This window comes from Providencia sp. PROV061 (assembly GCF_011045655.1).
GTDB lineage: Bacteria > Pseudomonadota > Gammaproteobacteria > Enterobacterales > Enterobacteriaceae > Providencia > Providencia hangzhouensis.
This window is the reverse complement of sequence record NZ_CP042861.1, coordinates 2,948,056-2,961,349: the sequence shown is the minus strand read 5'-3', so window position 1 is coordinate 2,961,349 and position 13,294 is coordinate 2,948,056. Positions and strand designations below refer to the sequence as shown.

The window sequence follows — 13,294 nt, the reverse complement described above, 5'->3', positions numbered from 1 at the left end:
GAAATTACCGCGATTCGTTTGTTTTTTATGCAAAAGTGTTAATGCCACCTTGTCTTGATGCTACATTTTTAGGTGAAACAGTGGCATTTGCTTCGCTGATACCAACAGCACCAACGGATGGATGTGTCGCTTGAATTTGGCCATCGTTTTGGTGCGCATTTTGCTGAGAGCTATCGGATTGCTGGTTCAAGTTATCTTGGCCAACAGAGCCTTGAGCAAGATGAATACCACTTTCTTGTAGCGCACTGCGTAGCACTGGCATCATGGATTCCATGGCTGCACGTACATGACTATGTGGAGAGACAAAATGCATTACTGCTTGGTTATCTTCGATGCGTAAATGCACATTTAGTGATCCTAACTCTTCAGGGTGCAAGCGAATTTGTGCCTGAGATATTCCTTGGCGAGAGAAAAATAACATATGTTGGCTTAATTGCTGCTGCCACGCTTCGCTACCTAATTGGCTGGCTAAATGCATGGTTGGAGCAGCCGTTGGCGCATTTATGGTTGCCGCTTGGGCTGTTGATGTCGTTGGCATCATGCTAACTGGCGCGGTCGTTGTATGCTGTGAGGATGTGGTGGTAAAAGCACCAGTCTCAGTTTGTAGTGTAAATGCGCCTTTCGCGGTTTGGTTCAGGGCTTCACTTGAAACATTTTGTAGGTTTAATACTGGGTCTTTATCACTCACTTTTTTATTCAATGGCATGAAATCAGCAGTTAAATTTTTACTGCGTATATCTCGTGGGTTATCAAAGGGAAAAAGAGGCTGGTCACGACGTTCTTCTTTTTCATTCTTAATAAATACCCCAAGTTCTGGGCCATCTTCTTCGCCTGCGATTTGTTGCTGTGAACCTTCCAGATGTTTGGCATCATCTTCATTAATGATGCCATCTGCATTATCCGTTAGGTGCTGCATTTTTTGGGTAAATGCGCCTAAAACCGAGTGTGCTTCTGTTTTAATAGTTGTATTTGCCGTTGCTTGTACTTGGCCAGTTGATGACTGTTTTAAGCTCTCTAGCCACGCTTGCTCATTGGCATCTTTGCCTGTTAGTAGCTCAGTGTTAAGTGCAGTTTGCACGCTATCAGCACGCAAGTTACGGCTAAAGTTCAGTTGCTCAATGGCATTTTCAGCCGTTTTTTGCCCAACCTTGGTTTGTTCAATCGTTTCTTTACTCGCTATTGCCAGTTTGTTATCAACAATGCCTTTGTTAAGTGCTTCTTCATTGATCGGTTGATTAGTGACATTTTGTTTTTCAATCGGTTGCTGGTTATCAAGCATGGCTTGAAAGGGGAGTGCAGGGGCTTGATTTTCATCAGCGCGCGATTCATTTTGTTGTATATTGCCATTTTTAGTCGATGATGCGGTTGGCACATTCAGGGCGTTGATGTCCATTTATTGAGGTCTCCGTAAAGTCGCTCGTTGAGCAAATTCATCCATTTGCTTTTGTTCTAAGCGGTTTTGACGTTGGTATTCAGTATGTTCAGCACGTTGAATTAACGTATCGAACGCGTTGACACGCTGTTGTTTTTCTTGCCAATGGCGGTTAGCTTCGTTAACGCGTTGCTCCCATAAATTCAGTTGTTGCTGCTGTTGTTCAATGGTCAGTTCCAATGTGACCAAAAATTGCTGATAATTCTGCCACTTATCCGATTCCATACCCGTATGCAAGGTTTGGTTGAGTTTTTGACGATATTCGGATTGGTAGTTTTCCAACATATTTAGTTGCTGCGCCATTTGGGTGTGGGTTTGGCGCACTTGAGCTAACACTTTTGCTGCTTCTTCCGAGGCTTCAACAGCTAAGGTGAGTAATGTTGTTAAGGCATTATTTTTGGCCATTTATCCCCTCGTTATTCGTTGGGAACCACTTGTGTCAACTGTTCGCATGCGGTTTGATAATCACATCGCTCATCAATATCTTGTTGCAAAAACTTCGACATACGTGGGTAATATTGAATTGCCGTATCCAACATGGGGTCACTGCCCATGGCGTACGCACCGACGTTAATTAAATCTCGGTTGCGTTGGTAACTAGACGTTAACTGCTTGAAACGTTGAATTTTTCGGTAATGCTCTTTAGGAATGAGCTCGGTCATGGCACGGCTGATAGATGCCTCGATATCTATTGCAGGGTAGTGCCCTGACTCTGCCAGTGAACGTGAAAGTACAATATGGCCATCCAAAATGGCGCGAGCCGAGTCAGCAATTGGGTCTTGTTGGTCATCCCCTTCCGTTAAAACGGTATAAAAAGCGGTAATTGACCCACCATTTTTCCCATTCCCTGCACGCTCAACTAATGCTGGTAATTTGGCAAATACAGAAGGTGGATAGCCTTTCGTTGCTGGTGGTTCACCCACGGCTAACGCAATTTCCCGTTGTGCCATGCTGTAGCGAGTGAGTGAATCCATAATCAACAGCACACTTAAACCTTTATCGCGAAAATACTCAGCGATACGAGTGGCATAAGAGGCGCCTTGCATGCGCAATAGAGGAGACACATCGGCTGGCGCTGCAACGACAACGGCACGTTTTAAGCCATCAGCCCCTAAGATATTTTCAATGAAATCTTTGACTTCACGACCACGTTCACCAATCAACCCGACTACGATAATATCGGCTTGTGTAAAGCGTGCCATCATGCCAAGTAATACGCTTTTACCCACACCAGAGCCAGCAAATAGCCCCATACGTTGGCCGCGACCGACGGTTAATAATGCATTGATTGCACGAACACCGACATCCAATACATTACTAATAGGCGTTCGTTCTAATGGGTTAATTGGTGGGGTAATTAATGGCGCGCGTGTTTTTACCTCTAAGGGGCCTTTTCCATCTAATGGATTACCTTGGGCATCAAGTACTCTGCCTAATAATTCATTACCAATAGGGAGTAAGCGGCTAGTTTGCCCGTCATCACCGGTTGATTGTGCATAAACACGGGCACCCGGGGCGATCCCCTCGAGGTCGGCTAATGGCATCAATAACATTCTTGGGCCGTTAAAGCCGACGACTTCACACACCACTTCATCTGAGCCACCATTAATTGAGCGTTCAATAAAGCAGGTTGCCCCCAAAGGCATTTTAATGCCTTCGGCTTCCATCACTAAGCCAGTGATTTTTGTGAGGCGGCCATAACGACGCACCATCGGGATCCCTTTCATCCGCGATTCTAAATCGTCCAACGAAGCAATCCAGCGTCCCAATCGTGCCGTCATGAAAAGCTCTCCGGTGCATATAAACGACACAATTCTTGCCAACGTGTCGCCACAGTCATATCAATTTCACCGTCTTCAGCGACGACTCGGCAGCCACCGATATGCAGTTTAGGATCAGCGACTAAGCGCCAGCCGTTCAAGTTGAGTAGGGAACCGAGGTGCTGTTCAATCAATTCAAAATGATTTGGGTTGATGTGTAGTTCAGGCTGCCCAGTAAAAATCGGTTTTTGTTGGAGTAACTGGCTGATTTCCTCCAACAATGCGGTGCCATCACAAACGGTGGATTGTCCTAAAACTTGCTTAGCCGCAGTCAACGCTATCTGCAACAGTTTAGTGGTCACCACCGTATCAAAGGTATCGAGCGAATAATTGAATTCAGACAGCAGTTTTTGCCATGTTTCAATCACAGGTTGTTGCAAAGCAAGTGCCTGCTCACGCCCTTGTTCTTCTCCAGCTCGTAAGCCTTGCTCAAAACCAGCTTGGTAACCTTCTTGCTGGCCTTTTTCATGCCCTTGTTGGTAACCCGTCCGCTGTGCATCTTCCTTGATGTTATCGAGCAAATTAATTTGCTCTAACACTTCTTTTGGTTCAAGGCACGGGACTTTTGGCGCTTCAGGCTCAGGAACATCACTTAATGCAGGAATGCCTGAGTTGAGATCCCATTGATTAAGCTCACGAAGCTGCCAAGGCTGCCATTGGTCATTTGGAATTGTTGACTTAGACATAGACGTCGTCTCCACCACCTATCGCGATTTCGCCTTTTTCGACTAAACGACGAACGATAAGCAAAATGGCTTTTTGTTCGTTTTCCACTTGAGACATACGCACAGGAGAACGTGATTCCAAATCGTCGCGCACGATTTCTGCAGCGCGAGCGGCCATATTGTTGAGGAAGTGGTCGCGTAGTGCTTGGTTGCTGCCTTTGAGGGCAATAACCAGCGAGTCTGTCGAAACATCCTGCAAAATACGTTGAATGCTGCGGTTGTCCACCTCGATAAGGTTTTCGAATAGGAACATTTCGTCAATAATACGTTGAGCAAGCTCACCATCGTAATCACGCATTGCATCGATAACGCTTTCTTCTTGCTGGCTTTTCATCAGGTTGATGATTTCTGCCGCAGTTCTCACGCCACCCATTTTGCTGCGTTTGAGGTTTTGGCCATCCAGTAAGTTGTTCAATACTTCGGTCAATTCCGCCAATGCAGCAGGTTGGACACCACCAAAGGTGGCGATACGTAGCATAATATCGTTGCGTTGGCGCTCTTCGAATAATTCGAGGACATCCGCCGCAAGATTGCGTTTTAAGTGAACCAAAATAGTCGCGATAATTTGCGGATGTTCATCACGGATAATATCGGCAACGGTTTGGGGTTCCATATAGTTGAGGCTTTCGATCCCTGACGTGGTTTCTTGTTTTTCAAAGATGTCCTCAAGTAAGCTTGCGGCGCGTTCTTCGCCAAGTGCTTTCACCAATACAGAACGCAGATAGTCATTCGTGTTGATATTGAGTGCCGCGAATTGAATCGCTGACTCTTCAAATTCAGTTAATACTTCTGCCAATTCATTATTTGAGATTTGGCGCATGTTTGACACTGCCATACTCAATTGCTGAACTTCTTTAGGATTCAGGTGCTTAAATACTTCCGCAGCCTGGTCTTCACCGAGCGTCATTAACATCACGGCACTTTTTTCTGTTCCACTTAAACTCATTGGGATTTTCCTAACCACTGACGGATAACCATTGCCACGATTTGTGGGTCTTTTTCTGCCATTTCACGGATACGTTGGCTTTGGATCTCAGCACTAACACGTTGACGAGTCAGGCGACGGCGTGTTTGCTCATCCATTTCTTCATCAATCGCTTCATCAACCACGAGCGGGGTTTTCAGTTGTGTGGCAACAAAAACTTCAGCTTCGGCTTGGGCTTGCTGTGCTTTACGGTATTTAACCCATTGAGGTTTGATACCGAAACGCCACATAAACCAAGCAATAATGGCAATAAGCAGTATTTTTCCGTAATCCAGTAACTGAGCAATAAATTGTGGGCTTTCAAGTAACGAAGGTGCTTCTTCAACCGGAGCCTCATTGGTAAACAATGAATTAGTAATGTTGAGAGAATCCCCACGTGCAGTGGAAAAGCCCATTGCTTCGCGTGTCAATGCTTCAATTTGTTGCAGCATCTCTGGTGGCAATGGCTTCATTTCTGGACCATTTTCACCATCTTGTGAATGGTAATTGACAATAACTGCGACCGAGAGCCTATCGACGACACCAATTTGCCGTTGAGTGTGACTAATTTTGCGATCTACTTCGTAATTTGTGGTTTCATCGCTTTGCGAGTTCGAGACACTATTACGGTTATTCGCCGTTTGAGCGCCATCTTTATTGTCTTTATTGGTTTCAATAGGTGCACTTGGTGCACTAACGGGTTGATTTGACAGCGCACCTGGCACTCCACCGGTTCCGCCATTGTTATTTTGCATACTTTGGCTGTTTTGGCGGGAACGAATAGCCGCACTATCTGGCGTTTGGTTGGGCTTATATTCCTCTGAAGTTTGTTCGACTTTCGAGAAATCCATTTGCGCGGTGACTTGGGCATGAATATTGGCACGACCGACTAACGGCGACAGAATATCTTCTATGCGCTGTTTGAGATGAGACTCCATCTCTTTAGTCATTTTGATTTGTGCGCTGTTTGCCGATTGCTGGCTATTATCGTTATTGGTGAGTAAGCGACCCGCTTGGTCAACAATAATGACATTACTAGCGGTTAGGCCTGTTACGCTACTTGATACCATATGGACAATGGCGCTGATTTGCCCTTCATCAAGCATTCTTCCCGGTAGTAAACCGACCGTCACAGAAGCCGTTGGTAGCTTTTGCTCACGCACAAATAAGGTGGGTTTAGGAATTGCTAAATGCACCCGAGCACTTTGTACTGGGCTTAGGGACTCAATAGTACGAGAGAGTTCACCCTCTAATGCACGTTGGTAATTGATTTGCTCACTAAATTGGCTGATACCGAATTGTTCTTTATCTAATAATTCAAAACCAGTATTGCCACCTTTAGGTAAACCTGATTGAGCGAGCTTTAAACGTAATTCATGCACTTTATCTGCAGGAACTAAAATAGCGCTACCATTATCAGCAATTTGATATGGCACATTCATCTGAGTTAGCTGGCCAACAATATCGCCACCATCTTTAGCACTTAAATTGCTAAGAAGTACACGGTAGTCAGGGCTGCGTAGCCAGAGGAGAAGGGCGACAATAATTGAAACAGCCGCAGCCGCCGCAATCATTAACGGTATTTTAGGATCAGCTTTAATCCTTTCAACTATAGAGGCAAAACCCTTTTTGGCCTCCCCCGTGTCTTTAGATGCGGCACTCATAAATATTCCCTGCTTGGCAGACTACTAGACGGATGAAAATACTTTTGGTGAAACAATGTTATTTCCCTCTTCGTAACGTCACTTTTTCACTTTGCTATTATTTCTTGTTTTAAGGGGTTCTAATGACGGAATCAGCCTATAAAATTGGTGTTATTTATCGGCTTCAAGTTAAAAAGGGTGTGATAGGGTAAGCTAGCCAATATAGGTTAGTGAAAAATTCACATTAATTTAATAAGAAGAGAATCGAATGACAGTTCAAGCGATTGAAGGGGTTATTTCACAATTAAATGTCGTGGCAACCCAAGCCACTAACCCAATTAAACCCGTAATAGAGCCAGTTGGATTTGCTGATCACCTAGTTGCTTCCGTAAATCAAATTAATAAAACACGTAATGATTCAGCTAAGCAAGTTGAAAACTTCACGTTAGGAAAGCAAGATATTTCCTTAAATGACGTGATGGTTGATATGCAAAAAGCAAGTTTAAGTTTACAAATGGGAATTCAAGTACGTAATAAGCTAGTGGCGGCGTATCAAGAAATTATGTCTATGCCAGTATGATTTTACTATTTATTTGAATGTAATAAATTAATTGATCTTTTAGTACTCTGTTGGGAAAGTAATGGGGTAATTTTTTATTGCCAATAATAATCGGTTCGCATATTTTAATTCGATGATCAAGCATAGGAATAACAGTATGAAACGATTTATTGATAAGTGTTTTGTTATGGTTTCGTTCGTTATTGTTGGGTTATCATTTGTCTTTGCTGGTGGGCTTCCGTTTGACCCAACTGAAAAAAGTAGTCAATCATAACTGTAATGCATTACAAGATTTAAAAGCTGCGTGATGCGGCTTTTTTGTTATCTTAAATCCTACTTTATATATTGTTATTGTGAATTATCAATGGTCATTTTACCAAAGTAGTATCCAAATAATGATTTAGATAAATGATAAATATTGGTATCATGATTAAGTGTTTTTACCTAATCGCTGTATTGGAAAAATAAAAGCCATTATGAAAGTAATATCTTCGCTATTTTGTCTATTTTTAATTACGGGTTGTACATTTACGCCTTCTTTCGAGCCTGATAAACCAACATGGCCAAAGTCACATAAAGACGCCCGTTCATCCGAACAAAAAAGAGCCGATAGAGAAGCGGTACATGAGCAACAGCGAGCGGTGATGAGGGGCGAAAGGCCTGATTATGGTGTTTTTGATAGGTATTAAACCTGAAGATGTGCTTTCTTTTAGGTTCGGATAAACAGCAAACTATTTGTTTCTTGAATTGATGTGAAAATAAAATTTGCCATTTGGTTATAAGTGTGGCTTAATGTGCTCACTGGTTTGGAAGTACAGGCCTATTTATGTTAGTCAGTTTTAAGATGTTCACCATTAAGCGTTATCTCAGATACCACTTCATTGCGAATTCCTTCTAATTAATTCCCATAAGTACCACAAGAACAAACCGCAACATGCCTTATGGCAATTTTAAAAAATTAAAGGAAATTCTATGTCTAATACAATGACTGGTACAGTAAAATGGTTTAACGATGATAAAGGTTTTGGTTTTATCACTCCTGCAGACGGCAGCAAAGATGTATTTGTTCATTTTTCTGCAATTCAAAGTGATAACTTCAAATCATTAGCAGAAGGCCAACAAGTTTCATTCACCATTGAAAATGGTGCTAAAGGCCCAGCAGCAGCTAACGTTATCGCTAAATAACGATAAACGAATCGCTAAGCATTCAAAAACCTCGCTAAATGCGAGGTTTTTTCGTTTTATCGTCTATTATCTTCAATAAATATAGAGTTAATATTATAAAAGTTGTTTGATAAAATAATTCGCACCATCACGAATTGCTTCATCTGATATTTGCATCATGCGAGAGTAATGTAAGAAAGCATGCAAAGTTCCTGGGTACATTTTATATTCACAAGATATATTGTTAGCGTCGAGTGTTCGGAATAAAGCCAAGCTATCATCTAATAGCGGGTCAAATTCTGCACTAGCAATAAAGCAAGGTGGAATATCATTGGTTAAGTCATTATTGAATAAGCAGTAATAAGGGGCTTCTCTATCACCATTTTCCCCGAGATAGGCATTATCATAATTTTCTAAGTCTTCTTTTTGTAACCCATCCCATTCCCCACCATATAGCCGCCGACTGATTGAATCCTGTAAGCCATAAAGCCCATACCACAATAAAACGGATTTAATATTGGCACTTTCTATAGTGTTATCACGCAACCAAAGTATAGAAGCAAGAGATAACATTGCGCCAGCTGAGTCACCTGCAAAGCCAGCTTGTTGCATATTGATATTATGCTCTGCGGCATTTTGTTGATAATACTGGTAAACGGTGGATATTTCTTCAATGGCTTGGGGGTAACGAGCTTCAGGGGATAACGAATAATCTATTCCAATAACGGTACAGCCTGAATAACAGGCTAGTAACCGCATTATGCGGTCATGAGTTTGTAAATTACCTAAAATAAACCCGCCTCCGTGAATATAAAATAAAGTTGCTGGTGGTGACTTCAGGGGTTGAAATAGACGAGTCAAAATATTGCCATATTGAGTTGGTACTTGAATATCGTAAATATTGTGCATCATTGGGGCTTCTGCATTCCAATATTTTCTATCTTCAATATACGCTTGTCGCATTCCGTAATAGCTGGTGTCAATAGGGGAAGGGGATGGGTTTTCTGCATAAAATTGCATTACAGATTGCATTTCAGGTGAAATGTGGTCTAACACATTAATTTTATTTTTCGGGTTCATTATGCTCTCCTAGCTGGATGGCTCCCATTGTAAAAGAGAGGCATAATTAAATTGTGATCCTGTTAGCCAATATTAAAATGTTCTGTATTTCAATAGAGTAAGGTTTAGGAATTTATAGGCTCTTTAAATTTATATACCAAACGGCGAAACTGTCACCGTTTGGTATATATGTCAGTTCTAGTCGAGGTAGCTAATATTTAAGGATGATGGTTGTTAGCCATCATTTAGCTGCTCTTTGTATGGCTTCGCCACCTGCTTCTATATCTTCACCAACACCTTTGGTGGTGTTGCATGCGCTTAAAGAGAATACGACAGCTAATGAACAGGCTAAAAAGCAAATTTTTTTAATCATATCTTCTTCCTTTCGTTACATTCAGTTATAGGTCTTAAGATATTCTTATTCAAGTATAGCAGAGGAATGAAAGTGTGTTTTTCAAACGATTCTGATTTTACGTTCTAGCCATGTAAATTTAATTAGTTTATTACGCTTTTATTTCACTTTTGATTGGTTTAATAGTCTAAGTTATCAATTAACGAAAGAAAAACATATTGGTGCTTAGAAAAGGTTTTACTTTTTTATTGATAATATAAGGATGCAGAAAAATCTGAATTTCACTATATGATTATATTAAAAAGAATTAATTCGACTGATGTTTGACCAGTTGTATAAGCTTTATTAATCTAAATTGGAATTTCAAGTCCGAATTTTATCATTTTATTAACAAACTTATCATTATTATATTTGTGGGTATAAGTAAGGGTACTTAGTTTAATATTCGATTAATTACTAGTTAAATCAAAATGTTATATATTGCTGTTAGACAATTTTAATGTAATATCGAATCTGTTTGAAATTCCCTTGGTTTCATTGATTTATTTAAACCGCCATATTGGCGGTTTTTTTTTAGTTTTTATCCGATAAGTACTTTTTAAATAACCAAAGCCCACTTTTTTTCATTGCAAAGCCAAATAGCACACCGATTAATAGTGATTGAATCGTTACCAACCAAGCACCTTCAGCCGCAAAAATAGTACAGGTACCCACAAACGTGCCTGGTATATAAGAAAGCCACTGTTTTTTAGCTTGCATACACATCAAAAAGGCAACAATACCCGTAACAAAGTACCCAACAAAATGAGGTAAGTGTTGCAGGTAGTCACCGCTATGCAGGATCACCAACCCCCAAACTACACCGCTACTGACGGTTAGTGCAGTAATACCTAATCCTTTAAGCCCATCTTTGGGGTAAGCAAAATACGCAGTACAGCCTAAAAAGCCGGCCCAGCCGATTAACCCTAAGCTATCTGCAACCCAAGCCCATATACCGGAGAGAATGGCGGTTGTTAAAGAAAGAGAAAATAGTAATTTCACAATTTGTACTTTACGTTATGGTTATTTGTTAATAATACGACTGGTGAATACCTGTTCGCCCACCAACTAGTTACAAAATCCACTAGCTACAAAAGCAATTAATTACAAAACCAGGTTGTAACGATTCAGCTATCTTGTTATTCAAGAACCATCTAGGGAGTTTTAGGTATTGCTAGAGGGGTAACTGACTAAGAATACGATAGTTATCTATATTGCAGTGATACTGGGATCCTGTAAAGCAGAGCATTGTATAGACCCAAAGTAAATCTGGCAATCTGTATACGATGATTTATCTGTATTAACTTTATCTTTTTGATAATAATTAATTGTATGTAAATTTATTGTTAAATAAATAACTTAAAATATAAATATTAATGTTGATTGAGTTAATAGCTGATGACTTTTTTACTTCAATTTAGCCTCCTCACCCTGTAGCATGAGATAAATTGACTAGTGAGGTGAGAGTATGAAATGGATGGTAGTTGGGGTTGCTGCGTTGTTATTAGTAGGGTGCGATACCACATCGACTGCACCATTTGGCCTAAACTGGGGGCAAAGTATGGATAGCATAAGTTTTATTAAAGCGGGGAAATGCCAAAAAAATGGCAATAAAACAGTTTGTACTTTTGGGCAGCAAAAACCTTTTAATGATTGGAGCTATGAAAACCAACTAACTTTTGATGATGGCGCACTCATTCAAGTTGCCACTACACTTGTTGGGGTTGAAGATTATACCTCGCCAAAACCAGATTTTGCGGACTTCCAACAAAAGTTAGAAAATGAAATGAGTTATTTGACAAAGCAAGGGCTTAGCCAGCAAGTCGCCAGTGAATTTCTCTCGAAATGCCAATCTGAAACCAGTTGTAATAAAGTAAGTGAGTCATCGCTAACTCATGTCGGTATGTCTAATCTTTGGGTTACCATTAACCCAACACCAATTGCGATTGTGACTTATCACCAAGATTAATTACAACGCAGAGCTAGTTAATTTAGATATTGGCCGATTAGGGCGATTAAAAATAGTACCAATGTATCATTGGTACTATGGTTAATGTTTATAAATAATTTATAAAGGTTATATGAAAAATAGGGGTTAGATAATTACCAACCGAAGGCGACACCCGCTCCGATAACGGCAGAATCAGAGTTATTCCAAGAAACAGAACTGCGTAAGTTGATATTTTCTTTTAGTCGATATTGAGCCCCAGCAGCGATCGCAGAACCATTTTTGTAATTACCTACGCCAACACCGGCACTAAAACGGGTATTTGTTGCATAAGGGATATTGCTCATTGCAGCAACGGAGGCAATACCCGCATTGGCTTCTTGGGCACGTTTATCTATTTTGCTATCAAGCTGGCTGACTCCATGGTCAAATTTATTTTCTAATTTTGTGAATTTAACTTCGTTCGCTTTTTGTGTTTTGGCCGCATCACTTTTTAGGGTTTTTATTGACGAGGTGTTTCCAATGACTTTTTTATCTAGATTCTGAATATTGGTATTCAATTGTTCGGTGACTTGGTCGGCCGCATTTACACCAATTAATGCACCTTGTACATATAATTCAACTTCTTTTAATTTTGAGTCAAACGCATGGTGCTCTATTTCTTTATCTTTTTGTATTGATGTGATTTGGTCATTAATTAAATCAGTATTACTTTGTATTTTTTCAGCGTTTACATTGTGATAATCAAGTATGGAATTGTCTACGGTATCTTGTAACTTCACTAACTCACTTCGTATATTCGTAGTTTCTGATTTAAGCCTATTGTTATTGTTTTTCTTTAACTTATTAATGCTATTATTAAAACTTGAATCCATCTGGCTTATTTGGCTATCAATATTATTGATTCTTTCATTAATATCAATAATGCTTTTAACGTTATTTTTGATGCCATATGCGTTGATATGGCTTAATGTTGGTGCGGGCTTTGAAAATGTAGTGTTGGCTGCTGCATTATAAGACAAACCGCTGAGTAATATAGCCACTAAGTGACGAGCTAATGCTTTCTTTTCCATGTGTTAATTTCCGTATTATTTAAATAATTATTTAAAGAAGAATGAGAGGGGGTTTGTTTTTCTCAACTTATTTATAATAGGGTCATTTCTCTGGCGGGTAAAATCGATTTTTTAAATTATATTTATTCGGGATATTCGTGTTTGATTGGAATAAAGGCAGTGATATTTCTATTGTAAATATATATGGTTTTTTTAAATTGATTAAATTATAAGATAAGCCACTTATTATTTATTATATATTAATTTGAAAATAATTTGAATGTGGCCTAACTGAATTTTTATGATGAAAAAACATAAAATTAAATATCTATAGGCAAATAACTGCGACTAGCCGATAAAACAGAAACAGTTGGAAACCTACAAAGGAGCACCATTTTTCTATTTTAGATGTTTTTTTTAAAATAACGTGTTATTTTTCTGTGAAATTTTATGTACCTTGTGTGGCATAAGGGTTTAAACTAAACAGCTTAGTGATAATTCATTGATGTTTAAAGTGAAATTTTCTTTCGGATTAAC

At 39.9% G+C, this 13,294-nt stretch carries 14 protein-coding genes; 4 read left to right on the top strand and 10 right to left on the bottom strand.

Translation table 11 applies throughout. From position 1 onward, the window contains the following. Nucleotides 1-25: 25 nt before the first annotated feature. From FVA72_RS13495 to fliF, 6 genes are read right to left on the bottom strand one after another with little or no spacing between them, the layout of a single operon-like run. The gene (locus tag FVA72_RS13495; RefSeq protein WP_110591525.1) at nucleotides 26-1,393 is read right to left on the bottom strand and encodes a flagellar hook-length control protein FliK; all 1,368 of its coding nucleotides are present in this window, start codon (nucleotides 1,391-1,393) and stop codon (nucleotides 26-28) included. Then, entirely contained in the window at nucleotides 1,394-1,837 is a 444-nt protein-coding gene (fliJ, locus tag FVA72_RS13490; protein ID WP_094961182.1) for a flagellar export protein FliJ, read from the bottom strand. 11 nt (nucleotides 1,838-1,848) lie between these two features. Beyond that, a complete protein-coding gene (gene fliI, locus FVA72_RS13485) occupies nucleotides 1,849-3,213 on the bottom strand; it encodes a flagellar protein export ATPase FliI (protein ID WP_094961183.1) in 1,365 nt (454 codons plus the stop codon). Then, the gene (fliH, locus tag FVA72_RS13480) at nucleotides 3,210-3,938 is read right to left on the bottom strand and encodes a flagellar assembly protein FliH (protein ID WP_110591526.1); all 729 of its coding nucleotides are present in this window, start codon (nucleotides 3,936-3,938) and stop codon (nucleotides 3,210-3,212) included. Before fliH ends, fliI begins: the two co-directional genes overlap by 4 nt. Further along, a complete protein-coding gene (gene fliG / locus FVA72_RS13475; protein WP_004255600.1) occupies nucleotides 3,931-4,923 on the bottom strand; it encodes a flagellar motor switch protein FliG in 993 nt (330 codons plus the stop codon). Before fliG ends, fliH begins: the two co-directional genes overlap by 8 nt. Beyond that, nucleotides 4,920-6,605 (bottom strand): flagellar basal-body MS-ring/collar protein FliF, encoded by a 1,686-nt coding sequence (fliF, locus tag FVA72_RS13470; RefSeq protein WP_004255597.1) that lies wholly within the window; start codon nucleotides 6,603-6,605, stop codon nucleotides 4,920-4,922. The genes fliG and fliF overlap by 4 nt, the downstream gene beginning before the upstream one ends. A gap of 247 nt (nucleotides 6,606-6,852) precedes the next feature. Here fliF and fliE point away from each other — a divergent pair, with 247 nt between their 5' ends. The 3 genes from fliE to cspE all read left to right on the top strand — a co-directional run bounded on the left by fliE (nucleotide 6,853) and on the right by cspE (nucleotide 8,328). Then, a complete protein-coding gene (fliE, locus tag FVA72_RS13465; RefSeq protein WP_004255594.1) occupies nucleotides 6,853-7,164 on the top strand; it encodes a flagellar hook-basal body complex protein FliE in 312 nt (103 codons plus the stop codon). Nucleotides 7,165-7,619: 455 nt separating this feature from the next. Continuing rightward, nucleotides 7,620-7,832, top strand: coding sequence for an AAA family ATPase (locus FVA72_RS13460; protein ID WP_165119732.1), 213 nt, complete (start codon nucleotides 7,620-7,622; stop codon nucleotides 7,830-7,832). Between the two features lie 283 nt (nucleotides 7,833-8,115). Continuing rightward, nucleotides 8,116-8,328, top strand: a complete 213-nt coding sequence (gene cspE, locus FVA72_RS13455) for a transcription antiterminator/RNA stability regulator CspE (RefSeq protein WP_036957846.1) — start codon at nucleotides 8,116-8,118, stop codon at nucleotides 8,326-8,328. Between the two features lie 93 nt (nucleotides 8,329-8,421). Here cspE and aes read toward each other — a convergent pair whose 3' ends face one another. The 3 genes from aes to FVA72_RS13440 form a co-directional block, all read right to left on the bottom strand. Further along, nucleotides 8,422-9,387, bottom strand: a complete 966-nt coding sequence (gene aes, locus FVA72_RS13450) for an acetyl esterase (RefSeq protein ID WP_096864731.1) — start codon at nucleotides 9,385-9,387, stop codon at nucleotides 8,422-8,424. Between the two features lie 220 nt (nucleotides 9,388-9,607). Next, complete coding sequence (locus tag FVA72_RS13445) at nucleotides 9,608-9,739, bottom strand: entericidin A/B family lipoprotein (protein WP_004255580.1); 132 nt, start codon at nucleotides 9,737-9,739, stop codon at nucleotides 9,608-9,610. A 552-nt stretch (nucleotides 9,740-10,291) separates the two neighbouring features. Next, complete coding sequence (locus tag FVA72_RS13440) at nucleotides 10,292-10,759, bottom strand: DUF1097 domain-containing protein (RefSeq protein WP_094961187.1); 468 nt, start codon at nucleotides 10,757-10,759, stop codon at nucleotides 10,292-10,294. 466 nt (nucleotides 10,760-11,225) lie between these two features. On the opposite strand from FVA72_RS13440, the gene FVA72_RS13435 reads away from it, so the two are divergent. Next, complete coding sequence (locus FVA72_RS13435) at nucleotides 11,226-11,726, top strand: hypothetical protein (RefSeq protein WP_094961188.1); 501 nt, start codon at nucleotides 11,226-11,228, stop codon at nucleotides 11,724-11,726. Nucleotides 11,727-11,860: 134 nt separating this feature from the next. Here FVA72_RS13435 and FVA72_RS13430 read toward each other — a convergent pair whose 3' ends face one another. Continuing rightward, the gene (locus FVA72_RS13430; RefSeq protein WP_243154705.1) at nucleotides 11,861-12,778 is read right to left on the bottom strand and encodes a YadA C-terminal domain-containing protein; all 918 of its coding nucleotides are present in this window, start codon (nucleotides 12,776-12,778) and stop codon (nucleotides 11,861-11,863) included. Nucleotides 12,779-13,294: the final 516 nt, after the last annotated feature.